The sequence below is a fragment of the Halomonas sp. YLGW01 genome, assembly GCF_014840935.1.
In the GTDB taxonomy this organism is placed as follows: domain Bacteria; phylum Pseudomonadota; class Gammaproteobacteria; order Pseudomonadales; family Halomonadaceae; genus Onishia.
The window spans coordinates 1678690-1699715 of the sequence record NZ_CP062005.1 but is presented as its reverse complement, the minus strand read 5'-3'; the positions used below and the strand labels follow the sequence as shown (position 1 = coordinate 1699715).

Genomic DNA, 21026 nt, shown 5'->3' with positions numbered 1-21026 from the left:
ATATGACCGTGATCCGCCAGGATGATCTGATCCAGAGCGTAGCCGACGCGCTGCAGTACATCTCCTACTATCATCCCAAGGATTTCATCGACGCTATGCATGGCGCCTACGAGCGGGAGGAAAACCCCGCCGCCAAGGACGCCATCGCCCAGATCCTGATCAATTCGCGTATGTGCGCGCTGGGCCATCGTCCGATCTGTCAGGACACCGGCATCGTCACTGTGTTCGTGCACGTCGGCATGAACGTGCAGTGGGATGCCGAGATGAGCCTCGATGACATGATCAATGAAGGCGTCCGCCGCGCGTACAAGCTGCCGGACAACGTCCTGCGGGCCTCGGTGCTAGCCGACCCGGACGGCAAGCGTCAAAACACCAAGGACAACACCCCGGCGATCATCCACCACAAACTGGTGCCTGGCGATACGGTCGAGGTTCATGTAGCCGCGAAGGGTGGGGGCAGCGAGGCCAAGTCCAAGTTCGCCATGCTGAACCCGTCCGATTCCGTGGTGGACTGGGTGCTCGAGCAGCTGCCCAAGATGGGCGCCGGCTGGTGCCCGCCGGGCATGCTCGGCATCGGTATCGGCGGTACCGCCGAAAAGGCCATGGAAATCGCCAAGGAAGCCCTGCTCGATCCCATCGACATCCAGGACCTCCAGGCACGAGGGGCGAGCAATCGCGCCGAGGAGCTGCGTCTGGAGCTCTACGACAAAGTCAACCAGAGCGGAATCGGTGCCCAGGGGCTCGGTGGCCTGACCACGGTGCTCGACATCAAGGTCAAGGATTACCCGACTCACGCCGCCAACAAGCCGGTGGCGATCATCCCCAACTGCGCGGCCACTCGTCACGTACACTTCAGCCTCGACGGCAGCGGAGCCGCCGAGCTGCCGGCGCCGAAGCTGGAGGACTGGCCGGAAATCACCCGTGAGGTGGGCGAGAACGTCAAGCGTGTCAATCTCGACACCGTGACACCGGAGGAAGTGCAGAGCTGGCAGCCGGGCGATACCCTCCTGCTCAACGGCAAGCTGCTGACCGGTCGCGATGCCGCCCATAAGCGCATGACCGAGATGCTGGCCAAGGGCGAACCGCTGCCGGTCGACATGAAGGGGCGCTTCATCTACTACGTGGGTCCGGTCGATCCGGTCCGGGATGAGGTCGTCGGGCCGGCCGGGCCGACCACCGCCACCCGAATGGACAAGTTCACCCGCACCATGCTCGAGGAAACCGGTCTGCTGGGCATGGTCGGCAAGGCCGAACGTGGCCCTGTGGCCATCGAGGCGATCCGCGACAACCAGGCTACCTACCTGATGGCAGTAGGGGGGGCCGCATACCTGGTGGCCCAGGCAATCAAGAAGTCTCGCGTGGTCGGCTTCGAGGACCTGGGCATGGAGGCCATCTATGAGTTCGAGGTCGAGGACATGCCGGTAACGGTGGCGGTGGACAGCCAGGGGGAGTCGGTTCACCAGACCGGTCCTGCCAAGTGGAAGGAGATTATCGCCAAACGGGCGTGACTTCCGACCATACCGGCATAGCCGCTGACCGGTCCCCTCGACCTCGTCGAGGGGACCGGTTCTTGATGCTTCTAGGCGAAAGGATGCGACCATGACCTCCTGGTTGCTGGCGACAGCCATCTTCCTTATCCATGTCTCGGGCCTGCTGTCGGCCGTGTTGGCCCTCATGTCCAGTCGGACCTCTCAGGGGGCTATCGCCTGGATCATTTCCCTGACCACCTTTCCCTATCTGGCGTTGCCTGCCTACTGGATCTTCGGTCGTCCACGGTTCTACGGCTATGTATCGGCCCGTGGGGAACGAGACACCGTCTTGCGTCGTGTCCTCGCACGCTACCGCTCCCTGGTCGATCCCTATCTGGCCGGTAACAGCCATGGGGATCTGCGCGCCGTCGAACAGCTGGCCATGATGCCCATGACGGGAGGGAACACGGCAGAATTGCTGATCGACGGGGAGGCCACCTTCGAGAGCCTCTTCGCCGGCATCGATGCCGCCGAGGACTATGTGCTGATCCAGTTCTTCATCGTGCGCCATGACCCCCTGGGCGTGCGGCTCAAGCAGCACCTGCTGAAGGCCGCCGAAAGGGGGGTGCGGGTCTACTTCCTGTATGACGAGATCGGCAGCCGCAAGCTCAAGGAAGGCTATATCAGTGACCTCTGCGAGGCCGGCGTCGAGGTCACGGCTTTCCACTCGTCTAGGGGGCTTAGGCATCGCTTCCAGCTTAACTTCCGCAACCATCGCAAGATCCTGGTGGTGGATGGTCGAGAAGGGTGGCTGGGGGGCTTCAACGTGGGAGTCGAATATCTCGGCCAGCATCCCAAGCATGGGCACTGGCGCGATACGCACCTCAAGCTGACCGGCCCTAGTGTGTTGGGCTTGCAGGAGGCCTTCTGGGAGGATTGGCATTGGGCCACCGGCCAGGTGCTGAACCTCTGCTGGGAGCCGCAGGGAGCCTGTGTAGAAGGACAGAATGTGGTGGTGGTGCCTTCCGGGCCGGCGGATCAGCAGGAAACGGCTAGCCTGCTGGTCCAGCATGCCATCCACAGTGCCGAGCACCGCCTGTGGGTGACCAGCCCCTATTTCGTGCCGGATCACAGTGTCCTGGATGCGCTGCGGCTGGCCGCCATGCGGGGGGTGGACGTACGGATCATGATGCCCGAACGTCCGGACCACCTGCTGGTGTTCCTGTCGGCATTCGCCTTCCTGCCCGATATGCTGAGGGCCGGCATCAAGGTGTATCGCTATCAGCCGGGGTTCATGCACCAGAAGGTCATGCTGATCGACGATCGCGCCGCCAGTGTGGGCACCGTCAATCTCGACAATCGCTCGTTTCGCCTCAATTTCGAGATTACCGCCTTCGTGCCGGATGCCCGTTTCGCCGGTGAGGTGGAGGCCATGCTGGAGGAAGACTTCAGAGGCTGTCGTGAGGTGGAGTACGAAGAACTCCAGCAGCGTGCCCTGTGGCGCAAGCTGGTCTCCCGGGCGGCCTACCTGTTGTCTCCCATCCAGTGATCGCTTCACTGACTCGCCGAAAGGCGTGGCCATTTTCGTAAGGCCGACATCGCGATTGGAAGTCGGCGGGGGAGCGGCTAGAGTAGCAGGCTTCGCGGGCCCGGCCAGCCGGGCCATTGCACAAACATGACATTCCAACGGAGTCGCGGTGAACCTCGAGACCAAGTGGCTGGAAGACTTCGTCGCCCTGTCCAATACCCGCAGTTTTTCGGCTTCTGCTCGACAGCGCCACGTCACGCAGCCGGCCTTCAGCCGCCGCATCCGCTCGCTTGAGCAGGCGGTGGGTGTGACCCTGGTGGATCGCTCCACCACCCCCGTGGGGCTGACGCCTGAGGGGCAGCTGTTCCTGGTCACTGCGCGCAATCTTGTCGAGCAGTTGAACGAATGCCTGGGGCACCTGCGCGGCGTGGCCATGGATACCGAGGCGCTGGATATCGTCGCGGCCCATTCGCTGGCCCTGGCCTTCTACCCGCAATGGATCTCGCGACTGCAGCAGGGGCTGGGCGAGCTTCCGACCCGACTGGTCGCGATGAATGTCGGTGAGGCCATTCACGTGCTTCGCGAGGGCAATTGTGACCTGATGCTGGGTTACTACGACCCCTATGCCACCATGCAGCTTGACGCCGAGGTCTTCCCCTCCTTCTCGGTCGGTCAGGTCAAGATGATTCCCGTTTGCCTGCCCGATGCTGACGGCGCGCCACGCTACCCGTTAGCCGGTGAAGGGCAGATTCCCTTCCTGTCCTACACCCAGGGGGCGTTTCTTGGCCGCAGCGTACGCATGCTGCTCAAGAATGACCCCGTGCGCCTGAGGTTACGTACCGTCTATGAGACGGCGATGGCGGAAGGCCTCAAGGGCATGGTGATGCAGGGGGTCGGCATGGCCTGGATTCCCGACTTCTGCATTCGCGAAGAGCTCTCCAGTGGGCGCCTGGTACGCGCCGCACCGGATGAGTGGGATGTTCCGCTGGAGATTCGGCTGTATCGCTGCTCCCTGGTGCACAAGCCGGGCGTCGAGAAGCTGTGGCGCCAGATGATCAAGCTGCCGCGGGACTTCCTGGAAGCCTGATCCCTGGCCCCTGGCCCCTGGCCCCGAGAGCCAGGCACACGGGCACATCAGGGTGTGCCAAGGCTGGCCGGCAACCCCAGGAATGTCTGGATAATAAAGAAGTGATCCTCGAACAGCTCCTCGGGCTCGAGGTCCGCCAGTGCCACCCAACGCGCGCGTTCTCCTCCCTTGGCAGGCTTCAGTTCGGGCAACTGTTGCTCTGGCCGCAACGCGAAGTAGAAGGCTTCTGCCAGGGTACGACCGCGCCAACTGCGGTGAGGCTCATCGAAGAGGCGCTGTCCACGCAACGAGCCCTTGAGGACCGGTGCCGGCACCTTCAGACGCACGCGTTCGCGTAACTCTCTCAGGCAGGCATCCAATAGTCGCTCGTGAGGATTGATGAAGCCCCCGGGGAGCGCCAGCAATCCCTTGCCTGGGGCCGCGCTGCGCTTGACCATCAGCACATGACCCGACTGGACCACTACCGCGTTGACCGTGACGAAGATGGGCGGGTAGGGCGCATCGGCCCACGCCTGTCGGTACTGTTGCAGCAGCTGCTGTTCCTCGAGCAGGTGCTGATAATGACGGCTCTTGGTAAAAGGCTGAAGCTTGTCGAGTACGGCCGGGGGAAGGTCATGAGCCGCACCGGTGGAGACATAGTCACTGGCGGCCGCCGGCGAGCGAAACAAACGCTCCCGGATGCCACTGGCGGAAATGCCCTCGACCAGGGGCACACTCACGGACTCCCATTGTGGGAACAGGGTCAGGTAGTAGCTTGATTGCCCGCGGCTCGCACCGATCAGTCCGATGCGGGGCAGGCGCCCCTGACTGGGTGAGGCGATATCGCGAACCTTGCGCTGCACATCCCGCACCCAGACATCATCGTTATAGAGGGCATCGAGCAAGGGTTCGATCTCCAGGCGAGCATTGTCGGTGTCATCGAAGCAGCGTCTCAGCATGTCGCGGCGCTCTTCGAAACGCCAGGGGTTACGTAACGACCGCGCCTGCCAGGCCGAACCGACCAGCACGATCACCTGATGAGCACGCTTCAAGGCCTCGTGAATGACTGCCCGATGCCCAAGATGCGGAGGCTGGAAACGGCCGATGAAGACCAGGCAATCGAAATCCTTGTGAGATTTTTCGGGTGGCTGTAGCTGCGCCATGCGGGCTCCGTGGCTGATGACCGGGATGCGCTAGGGAGGGCATTATCGATGCTCGCCATGCTGGCTGCAATCGGCTGCTGGTGGGCGACAACGCAGGACGTGGCTGACTCGGGTATGCTAAGTGTATTCGAAGACACTGTTGCAGGGACCCTAAATGTTACGAAACGGGATTCGCTTCTGGTGGAGCATTAGCCGGCGTGCCATAAAGCTTTGGCTTGAACGCAACGCGTTCAGCTATGCCGGCTCACTGGCGTTCTACACCTTGTTCTCGCTGGCACCGACCGTGATCATCGCGGTCATGGTGATTGGTCTGGTGCTGGGCGAGGAGGCCGCACAGGGCCAGATCGTGGCACAGCTGCAGGACACCATGGGATTAGGGGCCGCTCAAGCCATCGAGCATGCAGTGGCCCAGTCGCGGATCCAGGAGTCCGGCCTGCTACCCAGCGTGCTGGGCTTCGGGGCGCTGTTGGCGGGTGCCACTACGGTGTTCGCGCAGATGCAGTTTTCCTTGAACACCATCTGGGGCGTGACACCTCACCCGAGCGGTAACAGTATCCTCAAATTCATCAAGAGCCGCGTCTTGTCGCTTGCCGTGGTGCTGTCGATCGGTTTTCTGCTGTTGGTGTCGTTGATCCTTGGTGTTGTGGTTCGTGCGGTGCTGAATGCCGCCAATGGCCTATGGCCCGGTATCGGCTTCATGGTCGGAGGGCTCGAAATATTGATTTCGCTGGCCATAATCGCATTGCTATTCGCCACCATCTTCAAGGTATTGCCCGATGTGGTGCTGGCCTGGAAAGAGGTGGTGGTGGGAGCCTGTGTGACGGCGGTGCTGTTTTCCCTCGGGCGCTACGGTATCGCTGTATACCTGACCTACACGGCCACGGCGTCGACCTATGGCGCGGCGGGGTCGGTGGTATTGATCCTGCTCTGGGTCTATTACTCGTCGTTGATCCTGCTATTCGGTGCCGCTTTTACCAAATGCCACCTGCTGGCTCAGGGTAAACCCATTGTGCCCCGCAATTCCGCTGTGCTGGTGACGCAGGAAATTGTCACGGACTGATGGTCGGACGACAGCGCCATACCGCATTGCTTGGGGCTCGCAGCTGACTCCGTGATCGGGGGGCTATCCTCGGCGGGCCGACTCAGCGGCGAAAAGTCGCTCTTTCGGCCTTAGCGTGGAGGGGTGGGCGGCGAGGCTTGGGCTCGCGCGCGGGCACCAGGAGAAATTGCTTCTCCAGTGCATGCGCTTGAATCGAATAGCCAAGTGCCAGTAGAGCAAGGAAGGTACTCACCAGGACAAGTAGCGACAGTACTATCATGACGACCCTCTCTCGTTCGTTATAACGGCGATTTGCTGGACAATCTCTTAGTACCATAGCCAGGCACGTGGAGTTTGTACATAAAACTTGTACAACATTTCTTTGTGTACAACGCCGAGGCTAGATTATCGAGCTGTTTCAACTGCTCAGGAAGGATGTAATGGGCAAGTGCTGCGTGAAGGCGCTGGTCACCGGCAAGGTGCAGGGCGTCTGGTATCGAAGAGCGACGCAGGAACAGGCGTTAAGGGCGGGTGTGACGGGACATGCCCGCAACCTGCCGGATGGGCGTGTGGAAGTGTTGCTGTGCGGAGAGGCCGCCGATGTCAATGCGGTGACCCTGTGGCTGTGGAAAGGTCCACCGAATGCACGGGTCACCCATGTCGAGGTGGAAGGCGCCGACTGGCGGAATCGTGACGCCTTCCTCACCCTCTAACTGTCGCGTTGCGACGGTCCAGGGGAGCGGTTCAAGAGCCTCAAAGGCGAACGATTACTTCAGGGTGTCGACGATCCAGTCGATCACCGCGGGGCCATCGGCACTCAGGCAGGCGTTGACCAGCGGCGTCTGAGACCAGCGGGGCGCCAGGAACTCGCGACCCTCGGGGGCGAATACCGTCTGGCCTTCGCCGGTGCCTTCGGTGATCACGTTGAGGTGCCCTTTGGCGATCGTGAACAGCTCGGGGTGAATCAGGTAGGCCAGCGCGCAGCTATCATGTGGGCAGCAGCCATCGATGCCCAGCGCCTGCTGATAGAAGGCCCGATAGAACGCATAGCTATCGGCCAGCACTTGGCCCAGCTTGCCCTGGCCTGCGGCGATGGTGTCCATGTCCTTGGGCGCCAGCACACAGCGATGGGTGGCATCCAGTCCCACCAGGGTCAACGGCCAGCCGGCGGTCAGCACTCGTGCGGCGGCATGCGGATCGTTGAAGATATTGGCTTCGGCCACCGGGGAGACGTTACCGCCTTCCTTGATCGAGCCTCCCATGACGATGACCTGTTTCACCTTCTCGGTGATGCCGGGATCGAGCTGAAGTGCCGCGGCCAGATTGCCCAGAGGGCCCACGGCGACCAGGCTGACTTCGCCGGGACGTGCATTGACGGTATCGACGATGAACTGGGGAGCGCTGATCGAGAGCGCCTGGCCGTCGATGTCGGGTAGCTCGATATTGCCCAGGCCGTTGGCACCATGGATATGGGCCGGGGCCGGATGCTTGGGCTTGACCATCGGCGCGGCCGCACCCTGGGCTACCGGGATCTCCTGTCCCGCCAGTTCGGCGAGCAGCAGGGCGTTGTGGGTGGCCGTGCCGATATCGACATTGCCATAGGTGGTGGTCATGCCCAGTAACTCGATCTCGGGATGGGCCAGGGCAATGGCAATGGCCTGGGCGTCGTCGACGCCCGGATCGGTATCGAAGATGATCGGTTGACTCATGAGGCTTCCTTGGCGACGCGGGTTGTCACCCGCGCATCAATTAGAGGTAGAGGGCGTATAAAGCGGCAGGTTAGTCCCGCTCGAGCATCAGGGCCGGCCATTCGGCGAGGGCGGCGTCCACCGCACGAGCATCGGGAATACTCGGGGCGGCACCTTCACGCTGTACACATAACGCCGAGGCGGCGCTGGCTCGACGCAGACAAGTCTCGACGTCCCTACCCTCGAGCCGCGCGGCCATGAAGTGGCCGATGAACGTATCCCCGGCAGCGGTGGTGTCCTTGGCCTCGACGTGGTAGGCCGGCAGGCGCAGGCGGGTGTCGCCATGCTGGTAGCAGGCACCGTCCTTTCCGAGGGTCAGTACCAGCTCAACGCTCGGCAGGCGCTCGCCGAGGGCTGCCAGCAAGACATTGGCCTCGCTATCCTCTTCCAGGCCCACGAGGGCCGCCGCCTCGCCGCGATTGACGAACAGTAACTGACACGCCGACAGCGGCAGCGCATTCACGTCGGCGTGCATGGGCGCCGGATTGAAAGCAATCGACAGGCCGCGATCCTGGGCGCGTTCCATGGCGTGACAGAGGCCGTTGGTCTCGTTCTGCAGCAGCAGCCATCCACCCGGCTCGGCGTCATCGATGTGGGCGTCGATATCGGCCTCGAGAAAGCCGTGGTTAGCCCCCGGGTAAAGGATGATGGCGTTTTCAGCCTGATCATCCACCTGGATCAGGGCGTGGCCGCTGGGATCGTCGACGAGGTCGACGCCGGCGGTGCCGACGCCAGCATCTTCGAGCAGCCTCAGTGCCCAGTCATCGCCGCGGCCCAGGCGGCCCCAGTGCGCGACCCGGCCACCCGCCAGGGCCATGGCGATCGACTGATTGGCCCCCTTGCCACCGAGTACCTGCTGGTAGCCGGTACTGGCCAGGGTCTCGCCGGGGCGTACCAGGTGGGGCACGCGATAGACGTAATCGATGTTGATGGAGCCCAGGTTATAGAGTGGGCGTGGGGTGTCAGGCATCAGTATTTCCTTGCCATGCGCGGAGGTTGTCCACGGTCAGCCGGACCACATTGGCGCGCGCCTCGGGCGTGATCCAGGCATTATGCGGGGTGACGATCAGGTTCAATGGCTCGTCGAGGGCCGCGATCAGCGCATGGCCGTCCCTGGGCGGTTCTGCCGGCAGGGAATCGACGCCGAGGCCGCCCAGACATCCATCACGTAACGCCTCGAGAGCCGCCTGTTCCTCTATGATACCGCCTCGTGCGCAGTTGATCAGCAGCGCGTCGTCCTTGAGGCGATCGATCAGCGCCGCATCCACCAGATGGTGGCTCTCTTCGGTCAGTGGGCAGTGCAGGCTCACCACATCCGCCTGGGGTGCCAGGCCGTGCAGGGTCGGGCGTGAGTCATCGGTCTTGCCGGGGCGCGCGGCGAAAGTGACGCGCATGTCGAACGCCTCGGCGAGGGTCGCGACCCGCGATCCCAGCTCGCCCTGTCCGGCGATCACCAGATGCTTGCCGGCCAGCTGCAGGGTGCGATGGTTCATCAGGCAGAAGAACGCGCTTCGCTGCCAGGCGCCGTCGGCGACGTCCCGCTGATAGAGGGGAAGTCGGTTGGCCAGGGCCAACATCATCATCAGGGTATGTTGAGCGACGCTGGCGGTGCCATAGGCGGTGACATTGCGCACCTCTATGCCCAGTCGCCTGGCGGCCTGCATGTCGATGTTGTTGGTGCCGGTCGCCAGCACGCAGATCAGTTCCAGGCTTGGCAGTGCCTCGAGGGTCTCGGCATCCAGCACCACCTTGTTGACGATGGCCACGCTGGCCCCCTCCAGGCGCGCAAGGCAGTCCTTCGGTTCGGTAGTGGCATGGACCATCAAGGTATCGACCTCGGCGCGAATCGGACTCAGGTCAATATCATCGCCGAGGCTGGCGGCATCAAGGATCACGGCTTTCATTGAGGCATCCCGATCGGTTGGTGGGTCTCATGGAGGTTTTACGGTGATGTATAGGGGATTGCGTGCGCGCTCGCCTTGCCCGTCAGGGGGCGCAACACGCTATAATGGCACGCTTTCGCAGCAGGCTTGGAAAGTGCGATGGCTGCCCCGATATCCCCCTCGGGACGGAATCGCCCAGGTGGCCACCGGCCCCATTGTCTTGCGATGCGGCATGGCCACAGGCCGCGCCGTGTCGGTTAGCCAGTAATCGTGCTCAGGAGAGTCGAACGATGCCCATCTATGAATATGAGTGCAAGGCCTGTGGCCATCGCCTGGAAAAACTGCAGAAGATCAGCGCCGAGCCGCTGACCGCCTGCCCGGCCTGCGAGCAGGACGAGCTGAATCGCTTAGTCAGTGCGGCGGGCTTCCGGCTGGCCGGCAACGGCTGGTACGAGACCGATTTCAAGTCCGGCAACAAGAAGAACCTTGCCGGCGAGGGTGGGGCCAACAAGGGGGCCTCGACCAAGACATCTGCCAAGGACGGAGCGGCGGCCTAAGCGCCTCGTCCTTCATTTTTCGAACACGCAACAGAACAGGAATTGACATGCGCAGCCATTATTGCGGCCAGCTGAACGAGACTCTGGTGGACCAGCAGGTCACCTTGTGCGGGTGGGTGCACCGCCGCCGTGACCATGGTGGGGTAATCTTCCTCGACCTGCGCGACCGTGATGGCCTGGCTCAGGTAGTGGTCGATCCCGATACCGCCGAAGCCTTCGCGACAGCAGACCGGGCACGCAACGAGTTCGTGCTGCGTATCACCGGCCGGGTTCGTCTGCGCCCAGAGGGCACGCAGAATCCGAACATGCCCACCGGCATGATCGAAGTGCTGGCCAAGGATGTCGAGGTGCTCAACACCGCCGCGACGCCGCCGTTCCAGCTCGACGAGCATGGCAAGGTCGGCGAGGAAACGCGTCTCAAGCATCGCTATATCGATCTGCGTCGCCCGGAGATGGCCGACAAGCTGCGCCTGCGTTCGCGCATTTCCCACAGCGTACGGGCCTTCCTCGAAGGGCAGGGCTTCCTCGACATCGAGACGCCGATCCTGACCCGCGCCACCCCGGAAGGCGCCCGCGACTACCTGGTGCCGAGCCGCACCCACGCCGGCAGCTTCTTCGCCTTGCCGCAGTCGCCGCAGCTGTTCAAGCAGCTGCTGATGGTGTCCGGCGTCGATCGCTACTACCAGATCGCCAAGTGCTTCCGCGACGAGGACCTGCGCGCCGATCGTCAGCCGGAGTTCACCCAGATCGATCTCGAGGCGTCCTTCGTCGACGAGGACGATATCATGGCGATCACCGAGACCATGATCCGTCAGCTGTTCAAGGACGTGCTGGACGTCGAACTGCCGCTGTTCCCCCGCATGCCCTACGCCGAGGCCATGAGCCGCTTCGGTTCCGACAAGCCGGACCTGCGCATCCCGCTGGAGCTGACCGATGTCGACGACCTGATGAAGGACGTCGACTTCAAGGTGTTCTCCGGCCCGGCTCAGGCCGAGGATGGCCGCGTGGCGGCGCTCAAGGTGCCCGGCGGCGCCAAGCTGTCGCGTAAGGAAATCGACGAATACACCAAGTTCGTCGGCATCTACGGGGCTCGCGGTCTGGCCTGGATCAAGGTCAACGAACGCGCCAAGGGCATCGAGGGTCTGCAGTCGCCGATCGTCAAGTTCATGGACGGCATCATCGAAGAGCTGCTCGATCGCGTCGACGCGCAGGACGGCGACATCATCTTCTTCGGCGCCGATAACGCACGCATCGTCAATGAGGCGATCGGCGCGCTGCGCGTCAAGCTGGGTGAAGACCTCGAGCTCTATACCCGCGAATGGGCGCCGCTGTGGGTGGTCGACTTCCCGATGTTCGAGGCCGATGGCAACGGCCGCATGCAGGCGCTGCACCATCCGTTCACCGCTCCGTCCTGCGATGTCGCGACCCTGCGCGACCGCCCGGCCGAGGCGCTTTCCAAGGCCTACGACATGGTGCTCAACGGCACCGAGCTGGGCGGCGGCTCGATCCGTATCCACGACCACGGCATGCAGCGTGCGGTACTCGAGGTGCTGGGCATCGGCGAGGAAGAAGCCGACGAGAAGTTCGGCTTCCTGCTCGACGCCCTGCAGTATGGCGCACCGCCCCATGGCGGCCTGGCCTTCGGTCTCGATCGCCTGGTGATGCTGATGACCGGCGCCAAGACCATCCGCGAGGTCATCGCCTTCCCGAAGACCCAGAGTGCCGCCTGCCTGATGACCGATGCCCCGGGCGTGGTCTCTCAGGCACAGCTCAAAGAGCTGAACATTCGTCTGCGCCAGAAGGCGAAGCCCGAGGGGGAGACGAGCGCCTGAGGGCCGCTGCTCAAGGCGCCTCGCTAGAGGCGCCTTTCCGGGCTCGATGAAGAAGTCATGACCCGCTCACGACCCGCAATTCCGATCACCGGCGCCCAAGGGCGCCGGTGTCGCATGAAAGGAGGTTTTTTTCATGGCCGGACATAGCAAATGGGCCAACATCAAGCACCGCAAGGCGGCACAGGACGCCAAGCGCGGCAAGATCTTCTCCAAGCTGATTCGTGAACTGACGGTGGCGGCCCGGCTCGGCGGCAGCGAGCCGAATGACAACCCGCGCCTGCGGGCAGCCATCGACAAGGCCCTTGCCAACAACATGACCAAGGACACCATCCAGCGTGCCGTCGACCGTGGGGCCGGCAACACCGACGGCGACGCCATGGAGGAAACCGTCTACGAGGGCTACGGCCCGGAAGGGGTGGCCGTGATGGTCGAATGCATGACCGATAACCGCAACCGGACCGTCTCCGAGGTGCGCCATGCCTTCTCCAAGCATGGCGGCAACCTCGGTACCACAGGCTCGGTATCCTTCATGTTCCATCATCAGGGGCGCTTGCAGTTCACCGATGGCACCAGCGAGGAAGCGCTGATGGAGGCCACCCTGGAGGCCGGCGCCGAAGACGTGGTCAGCCATGACGATGGCAGCCTCGAGGTGGTCACCCAGCCGGGCGACTTCTGGACGGTCAAGGAGGCCCTGCAGAACGCCGACCTGACGCCGTCGTACAGCGAGATCGGCAAGTATCCGGACAACTATTCGCCGATTTCGGACATCGAGGTGGCTCAGAAGGTCATCAAGCTGGTGGACATGCTCGAGGATCTCGATGATGTACAGAACGTCTATTCCAACGTCGACTTCGACGAGGCTGTCCTTGCCGAGCTCGAGTGAATCCCTCGCGCGGCGCCCGGGGGATTCATGCTGATTCTGGGCATCGATCCCGGTTCGCGGATCACCGGCTATGGCGTGCTCGATGTCAGCCGACCAAGGCCGGTCTATGTCGCCAGCGGCTGTATCCGGCTCAAGGACGCCGATCTGGCTCAGCGCCTGGCCCAGTGTTATGCGGGCATCAGTGAGTTGATCGCGGTGCATCGGCCGGGGGAATTCGCCATCGAGCAGGTGTTCATGTCGAACAATGCCGCCTCGGCGCTCAAGCTCGGTCAGGCGCGCGGGGCCGCCATCGTCTGTGCCGCCAACCACGGCTTGCCGGTCAGCGAGTATGGGCCTCGCCAGATCAAGCAGGCGGTGACCGGTACCGGTGCCGCGGACAAGAGTCAGGTGCAGCACATGGTGACCGCGGTGTTGGGGCTGTCCGCGACCCCACAGGCGGATGCCGCCGATGCCCTGGCCATCGCTCTGACCCATGCCCATGCGCGGCTCGGTCTGGTGCAGCAGGGCGCCTTCGGTGGACGCGGAGGGCATCCAGGTCGGGGCAGAGGCTGGCGGGACTACCGCCCCGAATGAAGGGCGGTCTCGTCTGACTCTTTCCCGAGACACGCCGCCGTGATGGCGTTCATTTCCGGCCGGGTCGGCGGCTGCCGACATCCAGCTTCCACATTATCAAACGCTGTTTCATGTGCTGGTCAGCTCATCGGACGATCAGTATAGTGATTCGGCAGTCTCTCAAGTATTCTCAAGGAACCTGATCGCATGATTGGACGCCTGCGAGGCACCCTGCTGGAGAAGCAGCCGCCCTGGTTGGTGGTGGACGTGGGCGGCGTCGGCTATGAAGTCGAAGCCTCCATGACGACCCTCCTGGCACTGCCCGGTGTCGGTGAAACGATACAGTTGCACACTCACCTGACCGTGCGCGAGGATGCGCACCTGCTGTTCGGCTTCGCCCGTGAGCAGGAACGTGCGCTGTTTCGTGCCCTGATCAAGGTCAACGGGGTGGGCCCCAAGCTGGCTCTCGCCATACTGTCGGGCATGGATGAAGATCAGTTCATCCGCTGCGTGATGGATGACGACATCAAGGCTTTGACACGGCTGCCGGGTGTCGGCAAGAAGACCGCCGAGCGACTGGTCATCGAGATGCGCGACCGCTTTCCTCACTGGACGCAGGCGCCCGAGGAAGCGCTGTCGGGTCTCGAACAGGCCGCCGGCCGCGTCTCCCCGGCCAAGGACCCACGAGCCGATGCCGAGGCCGCCCTGGTCGCTCTGGGCTACAAGCCCACCGAGGCCGCCAAGATGATCGCCGCCCAGAACGACGGCCTGTCGACCGAAGCCCTGATCAAGGGTGCCCTGGCCCGCAAGTTGACGGGTTGATGATTCATGACCCAAGGCAAGAGTGAGTTCATGCGCCCCAATGCCGTCCTCCAGACCTCCGCCACGTCCCCGGGGGCCCCATGATCGATAGTGATCGACTGATCGCCGCTCAGCCCCGGGAGGGCGAGGTGCCGATCGATCATGCCATTCGTCCCCAGCGGCTGGCCGATTATATCGGTCAGCCCGCGGTGCGCGAGCAGCTGGACATCTTCATCAGCGCCGCTCGCGGACGCGGGGAAAGCCTCGACCACACCCTGGTCTTCGGCCCGCCCGGGCTTGGCAAGACGACGCTGGCCAATATCATCGCCCATGAGATGGATGTCGATATCAAGTCCACCTCGGGGCCGGTACTCGAGCGGGCGGGAGACCTGGCCGCCATGCTCACCAACCTTCAGCCGGGCGACGTGCTCTTCATCGATGAGATTCATCGCCTGCCTCCCGCGGTAGAAGAGGTGCTCTATCCGGCGATGGAGGACTTCCAGCTCGATATCGTGATCGGGGAAGGGCCGGCGGCGCGCTCGATCAAGTTGGACCTGCCACGCTTCACCCTGGTGGGCGCCACTACGCGGGCGGGACTGCTGACATCACCGCTGCGGGATCGCTTCGGCATCGTGCAGCGCCTGGAGTTCTATAGTCTGTCCGAGCTCACCGAGATCGTCTCGCGTTCCTCGCGGCTGCTCGGCATCGAGGCGGATCAGGCCGGCGCGGCCGAGGTCGCGCGCCGTGCACGGGGCACCCCCCGTATCGCCAACCGTCTGCTGCGGCGGGTACGCGATTTCAGCGAGGTTCGCGGCAACGGCGTGCTGGAGGCGGAGATCGCCGACCAGGCGCTCAACATGTTGAACGTCGACTCCCACGGCCTCGATCACATGGATCGGCGCCTGTTGCTGGCCATGATCGAGAAATTCGACGGCGGCCCGGTGGGCGTCGATAGCCTGGCGGCCGCGATCAGCGAGGAGCGAGACACCATCGAGGATGTCATCGAACCCTACCTGATCCAGCAGGGCTTCATGATGCGCACGGCACGGGGCCGGGTGGTGACTCGTCAGGCCTATCTGCACTTCGGCCTGAGCCGTGACGAGGCTCTGTCGCCCGGCACAGAAGAGGGCGGAAAATGAGCGGTTTCCAGCACCCGGTCACCGTCTACATCGAGGATACCGATGCCGGCGGTATCGTCTACTATGTCAACTATCTCAAATACATGGAGCGGGCCCGCAGCGAGTGGCTCAAGCGTCTGGGGATCACCCAGCGTGCCTTGCTCGACGACGGCATCCAGCTGGTGGTACACCGCCTGGAGTGCCGCTATGCCAAGCCCGCCCGACTCGACGACGAGCTTAGTGTCAGTGCCGAGATCGAGAAATACAGTGCCTGTCGCCTGAGTTTTCACCAGGTCGTCCGGCACCGTGGGGAACCCCTTTGCCATGCCACGGTCGACATCGCCTGTCTGGATGCAAACACGCTCAGGCCAAGGCGTTGGCCCGCGCGCCTGGGCGAGGCCCTGTCGGCCTGAAGGCATCATCCGTCAGCCCGCGGCGACTCGACCCGAGGCATTCGTGTGACGAACCCGTTCGATAAATGAGGACTTCCGTGAACGACTCCATGTCCATTCCCCACCTGATCCTGAACGCCAGCGGCGTGGTGCAGTTCGTGATGCTGCTGCTGATCCTTGCCTCGGTGCTGTCCTGGGTGGTGATCTTCCAGCGCAGCTTCGTACTGCGCCGTGCCAAACGCGCTCATCGGGCCTTCGAAGAGCGCTTCTGGTCCGGTATCGACCTCAACGAACTCTACCGCGAGACCCCGGCCGAGCAGGACACCCAGGGGGCCGAGCATGTGTTCCGCTCCGGCTTTCGCGAGTTCAATCGTCTCCTGCCCAAGACCCGCAACCCCCAGGCCATCCTCGAGGGCGTGCAGCGCTCGATGCGAGTGGCCTGGTCGCGGGAAGAAGAGCGCCTGAACCTGCACCTGATCTTTCTGGCCACGGTCGCATCCGCCAGCCCGTACATCGGCCTGTTTGGCACGGTGTGGGGCATCATGGGCTCCTTCCAGAGCCTGTCGATGGCGCAGCAGGCTACGCTTGCCACGGTGGCGCCCTGGATCGCCGAGGCCTTGATCGCAACGGCCATGGGGCTCTTCGCCGCCATTCCGGCGGTCATCTTCTACAACCGCCTGTCTGCCTCGTCCAGCAAGCTGCTCGGCAAGTACGAAGACTTTGCCGAAGAGTTCCATTCCATCCTGCATCGCAACCTCCAGGGTCGCGGTGATCAGGACGCGGCCTGAGGGAGCATTGCCATGATGCATGGTCCTTTCCACCGCGGTGGCCGCAGCAAGCCCATGGGCGAGATCAATGTGGTGCCCTTCATCGATGTCATGCTGGTGCTGCTGGTGATCTTCATGATCACCGCCCCCATGCTGACCCAGGGCGTTCAGGTCGAACTTCCCCAGACAGTTTCCGAGCCGATCAAGGACATCGAGGACCGGGAGCCGGTCATCGTTTCCGTCGATAGCGAAGGGAGCTATTACATCTCGGTCGGCGATGAGGAGACGCCATCGAGCCTCGAGGACATCTCCGACAAAGTGATCGCCATTCTCGATCGCCGCCCCGATACCCCGGTGCTGGTGCGCGGCGATCGCAGTGTGCCCTATGGTCAGGTCATCAGCCTGATGAGCACGCTGCAGGTGGCCGGCGTCGGCGATGTCGGCCTGATTTCCGAACCGCCGCCCGCCGACAACTAAGGAGCACGCATGGCCAGACATGACTCCCGCGTGGGCTACGGCCTGCCGGTGGCCCTGGCGCTTGCCCTGCATGTCGGGGTCGTCGTGATCAATGTGCTGGAATTTCCGGCCTCTGAAGACGAGGCCAGCTCTGCGTCGGTGGTCAAGGCCACCCTGGTGAGCACCGAGACCGCGACCGATCAGGCGCAGCGTGCCGAGGCTGCGAGAGCACGTGCCGCCGAGCGTCAGGCAGAGGAAGAGGCGGCCGCCAAGTCCGCGGCCGAGGAACAGCAGCGACAGCAAGCGGCACAAGAGGCAGAAGCCGAACGCCAGGCTCAGGAAGCCGCCGAACAGAAAGCGGCGCGCGAGGCGGCCGAGCAGGCGCGTCGCGAAGCCGAAGCCGACGCCAAGCGTCGTGCCGAGGAAGCCGCCGCGGCTGAGGCGCAGCGACAGCAGGAAGAGCAGGCGCGGCAACAGGCCGAGGCAGAACGCAAGCGCCAGGAAGAGGCCCGTCGTCAGGCGGAAGCGGAAGCCGAGCGCAAGCGCCAGGAAGAGGCCCGTCGTCAGGCGGAAGCGGAGGCCGAGCGCAAGCGTCAGGAAGAGGCCCGTCGCCAGGCGGAAGCGGAAGCCGAGCGCAAGCGCCAGGAAGAGGCCCGTCGTCAGGCGGAAGCGGAGGCCGAGCGCAAGCGCCAGGAAGAGGCCGCCAAGCGCGCCGCAGAAGCGGCCAGCAGCAGCCTCGATAGCGCCATCGCCGGAGAAGAGAAGGCGATCGCCAATGCGCGCCAGGCGGATCAGGCCAGCAACAGCTTCCAGAACCTGGTGCGCAGCGCCGTCGAGCAGGCCTGGATCGTTCCGTCTAACCTGAGCTCAGGTGTCGAGGCGCTGGTGCGCCTGACGCTGTTGCCCACGGGTGAACTGGTCAAGGCACAGCTCGCGAAGAGCAGCGGTGACGCGACCTTCGACCGCTCGGTGCTTCAGGCGGTGGAGCGCGCCGCCCCCTTCCGTGAAATGCAAGATTTGCCTCCGGCGGCCCAGCGTCGCTTTCGAGACTTTAACCTGAGATTCCGACCGGGAGATGTGCGCTGATGAAACGCTTTATGAGCCTATGGTGCGGCATGCTGCTGTTGATGATGGCAAGCCTCGCCCACGCCGACCTGACCATCGAGATCACCCAGGGCAGTGATCGGGCCATGCCCATTGCCGTGGTGCCTTTCGCCGAGCAGGGGGCACAGTTGCCCGCCGATATCGCCCGGATCATCGCCAATGACCTGGAGCGCAGCGGTCAGTTCGAACCTCTCGCCCGCGACAACCTGATCGCCACTCCGAGCAGCAGCAGCGAGATCAACTACCGGGACTGGCGAGCGGTGGATGCCGATTACCTGGTGGTAGGCAAGGTCGCCGCGGACGGCAGCATCCAGTATGAACTGATGGATGTCTACGGCCAGGAGCGCATGCTCGGCAAGGTCATCAACCTTTCGAGCCCCGATCAGGCCCGGGCCGCGGCGCATCGCATCAGCGACGAGATCTTCGAGGCCATCACGGGCATCCGCGGCGCCTTCTCCACCCAGATCGCCTACGTCACCTCCCAGGGGGTGGGCGACAATGTGCAGTATGGCCTGCAGGTGGCCGACGCCGACGGCTACAACAGCCAGCAGATCCTGTCGTCCGACGAGCCCATCCTGTCGCCGGCCTGGTCGCCGGATGGCCAGAAGCTGGCCTATGTGTCGTTCGAGACCGGGCGTCCGGCCATCTACATCCAGAACCTGGCGACCAGCCAGCGGGTTCGCGCCAGCTCCTTCAAGGGCATCAACGGGGCTCCGGCCTGGTCGCCGGACGGGCGCAAGCTGGCCATGTCCCTGTCCAAGGACGGCCAGCCGGAGATCTACGTGATGGACATCGGCGCCCGCAGCTTCCAGCGCCTGACCCGCAGCGATGCCATCGACACCGAGCCCAGCTGGTCGCCGGACGGCAAGAGCCTGGTCTTCACGTCGGACCGCAGCGGCGGTCCGCAGCTGTATCGCTACGACCTGGCCAGTGGCGACGCCAAGCGCCTGACCTTCACCGGCAACTACAACTCCCGTGGCCGCTTCGCCCCGGATGGCGAGACCCTGTTCATGATCCATCGCGGTAGTCAGGGCTTTCAGGTCGCCAAGCAGGATCTGGAGCGCGGTCGACTGGTGACGCTCACCGACTCTCGCGCCGACGAATCCCCCAGTGTGGCCCCCAATGGCACCATGGTCATCTTCGCCACCCAGCAGGGCGGTAATGGGGTGCTCTCGGCAGTCTCGGCGGATGGCAAGGCCTCCTTCCGGCTGCCGTCGGCCCAGGGTGATGTGCGTGAACCCGCCTGGTCACCGTTTCTGAACTGAACGCTATCCACTTTATATCCGCCAGAGATTGGCATCTTTCAAGGAGTCGAACATGCAAGTTACCCCCTACGCCAAGCACCTCGCTGCCGCCCTGTCACTGGTCGTGATGGCCGGCTGTTCCAGCACCGGTGGTACCCAGGACGGGGCCATGACGGGTGGCGATTCCGCTACCAGCGGCGGCGGCTCGACTCAGGGCATGAGCTCGAGCCAGGTCGGCTCCAGTAGCATGGGCATGCGCGACGGCGAGCAGGCCGGCATTCCGCAGGTCCGCACCATCTATTTCGACTATGATCGCGATACCATTCGCAATGAGTTCGAGCCGGTCATGGCCGCACATGCCCAGTACCTGCGAGCCAATCCCAGCGCGTCCGTGGTGCTGCAGGGACACACGGACGAGCGCGGCACCCGTGAATACAACCTGGCACTTGGCGAGCGCCGGGCCAATTCCGTCGAACGTTTCCTGACGGTGCAGGGCGTGTCACCCTCGCAGCTCGAGGTGGTCAGCTACGGCGAAGAGCGTCCGGCCGTGCGCGGCAGCAGCGAAGACAGCTATGCCCAGAACCGCCGCGTGGTCTTCGACTACTGAGCCCGTGCGGATGATCCGCAGCCGATGGAGTGATACATGAAAGACGGTCTGTCGAGAATCACATTGACGACCCTGGGCGCCGGGCTCTGCCTGGCGCTGCCGCCGCTGACGAGCGCCGCGCCGGTGGTAGAGGACCTCTCGCAAGGCTCCGGCAACTTCTACCAGCGTGCCGAAGTGCGCGAGGAGTCCAGTGGCAGCCTGGTGCTGTTCAATCAGGTCCAGGACAACCAGAATGAAATCAAGCGGCTTCGAGGACAGATCGAAGAGCTTCGCTACCAGCTGGACCAGCAGCGCCAGCTCGCTCAGGAGCGCTACCTGGATCTCGAGAAGCGGCTGGAAGCGGGAGCCGGTGTCGCGGCGGCGGACGAGGCCACGGGCGAAGGACCGTCGGGCAACACCGCCGCCAACGGCGGTACGGAACCTGGCACCAGCGACGAGGCCCGCGCGTCCTACCAGGCGGCCTTCGCCAAGGTGCAGGCGCGTGACTTCCCGGCGGCCATCAGTGCCTTCGAGACCTTCGTTGCGGACTACCCGAACAGCGGCCTGACCGCCAATGGCCATTACTGGCTGGGCGAGTTGTATTCCGCCCAGACCGAGCTCGAACCGGCGTCGGCGGCCTTCGATCGGGTGATTCAGGACTTCCCACAGAGCAGCAAGGTGCCGGATGCCCTCTACAAGCTGGGGCTGCTGCGGGCGCGTCAGGGCAAACCCGAAGAGAGCCGGGCACTGCTCGAGCAGGTCCGTGAGAGATTCCCCGAGAGCAGTGCGGCGGGGCTGGCCAACGACTTCCTCAACCGTTCCGACAGCTGACGCAGGC

The 21026-nt window shown here is 63.7% G+C and carries 22 protein-coding genes; 18 read left to right on the top strand and 4 right to left on the bottom strand.

Going from position 1 to position 21026, the window contains the following annotated elements; all coding sequences use genetic code 11:
• The first annotated feature begins 2 nt into the window (after positions 1-2).
• From IEJ03_RS07870 to IEJ03_RS07860, 3 genes are all read left to right on the top strand, one after another.
• Complete coding sequence (locus IEJ03_RS07870) at positions 3-1508, top strand: fumarate hydratase (protein ID WP_192037086.1); 1506 nt, start codon at positions 3-5, stop codon at positions 1506-1508.
• 91 nt (positions 1509-1599) lie between these two features.
• Positions 1600-3018 (top strand): cardiolipin synthase, encoded by a 1419-nt coding sequence (gene cls, locus IEJ03_RS07865; protein ID WP_192037085.1) that lies wholly within the window; start codon positions 1600-1602, stop codon positions 3016-3018.
• 148 nt (positions 3019-3166) lie between these two features.
• Complete coding sequence (locus tag IEJ03_RS07860) at positions 3167-4084, top strand: LysR substrate-binding domain-containing protein (RefSeq protein WP_192037084.1); 918 nt, start codon at positions 3167-3169, stop codon at positions 4082-4084.
• 47 nt (positions 4085-4131) lie between these two features.
• On the opposite strand, the gene IEJ03_RS07855 is transcribed toward IEJ03_RS07860, so the two are convergent.
• Entirely contained in the window at positions 4132-5226 is a 1095-nt protein-coding gene (locus IEJ03_RS07855; protein ID WP_192037083.1) for a bifunctional nicotinamide-nucleotide adenylyltransferase/Nudix hydroxylase, read from the bottom strand.
• 154 nt (positions 5227-5380) lie between these two features.
• Between IEJ03_RS07855 and IEJ03_RS07850 the strand changes: the two genes are divergently transcribed.
• Together IEJ03_RS07850 and IEJ03_RS07845 are read left to right on the top strand one after the other, a co-directional pair.
• A complete protein-coding gene (locus tag IEJ03_RS07850; RefSeq protein WP_192037082.1) occupies positions 5381-6286 on the top strand; it encodes a YihY/virulence factor BrkB family protein in 906 nt (301 codons plus the stop codon).
• Between the two features lie 419 nt (positions 6287-6705).
• Positions 6706-6978 carry an acylphosphatase gene (locus tag IEJ03_RS07845; protein WP_192037081.1) on the top strand — a complete coding sequence of 91 codons (273 nt, stop codon included), beginning with the start codon at positions 6706-6708 and terminating at the stop codon, positions 6976-6978.
• A gap of 54 nt (positions 6979-7032) precedes the next feature.
• Here the strand turns inward: IEJ03_RS07845 and IEJ03_RS07840 are convergent, their stop codons facing one another.
• The 3 genes from IEJ03_RS07840 to IEJ03_RS07830 all read right to left on the bottom strand — a co-directional run bounded on the left by IEJ03_RS07840 (position 7033) and on the right by IEJ03_RS07830 (position 9917).
• Positions 7033-7974, bottom strand: a complete 942-nt coding sequence (locus IEJ03_RS07840) for a nucleoside hydrolase (RefSeq protein ID WP_192037080.1) — start codon at positions 7972-7974, stop codon at positions 7033-7035.
• Between the two features lie 70 nt (positions 7975-8044).
• Positions 8045-8983 (bottom strand): ribokinase, encoded by a 939-nt coding sequence (locus tag IEJ03_RS07835; protein ID WP_192037079.1) that lies wholly within the window; start codon positions 8981-8983, stop codon positions 8045-8047.
• On the bottom strand, positions 8976-9917 hold the full coding sequence (locus tag IEJ03_RS07830) for a D-2-hydroxyacid dehydrogenase (protein WP_192037078.1): 942 nt from the start codon (positions 9915-9917) through the stop codon (positions 8976-8978). Before IEJ03_RS07830 ends, IEJ03_RS07835 begins: the two co-directional genes overlap by 8 nt.
• A gap of 269 nt (positions 9918-10186) precedes the next feature.
• Between IEJ03_RS07830 and IEJ03_RS07825 the strand changes: the two genes are divergently transcribed.
• The 13 genes from IEJ03_RS07825 (at position 10187) to ybgF (ending at position 21019) form a co-directional block, all read left to right on the top strand.
• On the top strand, positions 10187-10453 hold the full coding sequence (locus IEJ03_RS07825; RefSeq protein ID WP_192037077.1) for a zinc ribbon domain-containing protein: 267 nt from the start codon (positions 10187-10189) through the stop codon (positions 10451-10453).
• Between the two features lie 47 nt (positions 10454-10500).
• Complete coding sequence (gene aspS, locus IEJ03_RS07820; protein ID WP_192037076.1) at positions 10501-12285, top strand: aspartate--tRNA ligase; 1785 nt, start codon at positions 10501-10503, stop codon at positions 12283-12285.
• Between the two features lie 133 nt (positions 12286-12418).
• Positions 12419-13168 carry a YebC/PmpR family DNA-binding transcriptional regulator gene (locus tag IEJ03_RS07815; RefSeq protein ID WP_192037075.1) on the top strand — a complete coding sequence of 250 codons (750 nt, stop codon included), beginning with the start codon at positions 12419-12421 and terminating at the stop codon, positions 13166-13168.
• A 27-nt stretch (positions 13169-13195) separates the two neighbouring features.
• Positions 13196-13741 (top strand): crossover junction endodeoxyribonuclease RuvC, encoded by a 546-nt coding sequence (gene ruvC, locus IEJ03_RS07810; RefSeq protein WP_192037074.1) that lies wholly within the window; start codon positions 13196-13198, stop codon positions 13739-13741.
• A gap of 186 nt (positions 13742-13927) precedes the next feature.
• Positions 13928-14542, top strand: coding sequence for a Holliday junction branch migration protein RuvA (gene ruvA / locus IEJ03_RS07805; RefSeq protein WP_192037073.1), 615 nt, complete (start codon positions 13928-13930; stop codon positions 14540-14542).
• A gap of 80 nt (positions 14543-14622) precedes the next feature.
• Complete coding sequence (ruvB, locus tag IEJ03_RS07800) at positions 14623-15660, top strand: Holliday junction branch migration DNA helicase RuvB (RefSeq protein ID WP_192037072.1); 1038 nt, start codon at positions 14623-14625, stop codon at positions 15658-15660.
• Positions 15657-16052: a tol-pal system-associated acyl-CoA thioesterase gene (ybgC, locus tag IEJ03_RS07795; RefSeq protein WP_192037071.1), complete on the top strand. Its 396-nt coding sequence runs from the start codon at positions 15657-15659 to the stop codon at positions 16050-16052. The genes ruvB and ybgC overlap by 4 nt, the downstream gene beginning before the upstream one ends.
• Before the next feature lie 77 nt (positions 16053-16129).
• Positions 16130-16819 carry a protein TolQ gene (gene tolQ, locus IEJ03_RS07790; RefSeq protein WP_242458089.1) on the top strand — a complete coding sequence of 230 codons (690 nt, stop codon included), beginning with the start codon at positions 16130-16132 and terminating at the stop codon, positions 16817-16819.
• Positions 16820-16834: 15 nt separating this feature from the next.
• Positions 16835-17275, top strand: a complete 441-nt coding sequence (tolR, locus tag IEJ03_RS07785; protein ID WP_192037240.1) for a protein TolR — start codon at positions 16835-16837, stop codon at positions 17273-17275.
• Positions 17276-17284: 9 nt separating this feature from the next.
• Positions 17285-18340 carry a cell envelope integrity protein TolA gene (gene tolA, locus IEJ03_RS07780; protein WP_192037070.1) on the top strand — a complete coding sequence of 352 codons (1056 nt, stop codon included), beginning with the start codon at positions 17285-17287 and terminating at the stop codon, positions 18338-18340.
• A complete protein-coding gene (gene tolB / locus IEJ03_RS07775; RefSeq protein ID WP_192037069.1) occupies positions 18340-19623 on the top strand; it encodes a Tol-Pal system beta propeller repeat protein TolB in 1284 nt (427 codons plus the stop codon). The genes tolA and tolB overlap by 1 nt, the downstream gene beginning before the upstream one ends.
• 52 nt (positions 19624-19675) lie before the next feature.
• Positions 19676-20209, top strand: coding sequence for a peptidoglycan-associated lipoprotein Pal (gene pal / locus IEJ03_RS07770; RefSeq protein WP_192037068.1), 534 nt, complete (start codon positions 19676-19678; stop codon positions 20207-20209).
• Between the two features lie 36 nt (positions 20210-20245).
• Positions 20246-21019, top strand: a complete 774-nt coding sequence (gene ybgF, locus IEJ03_RS07765) for a tol-pal system protein YbgF (RefSeq protein WP_192037067.1) — start codon at positions 20246-20248, stop codon at positions 21017-21019.
• Positions 21020-21026 lie beyond the last annotated feature (7 nt).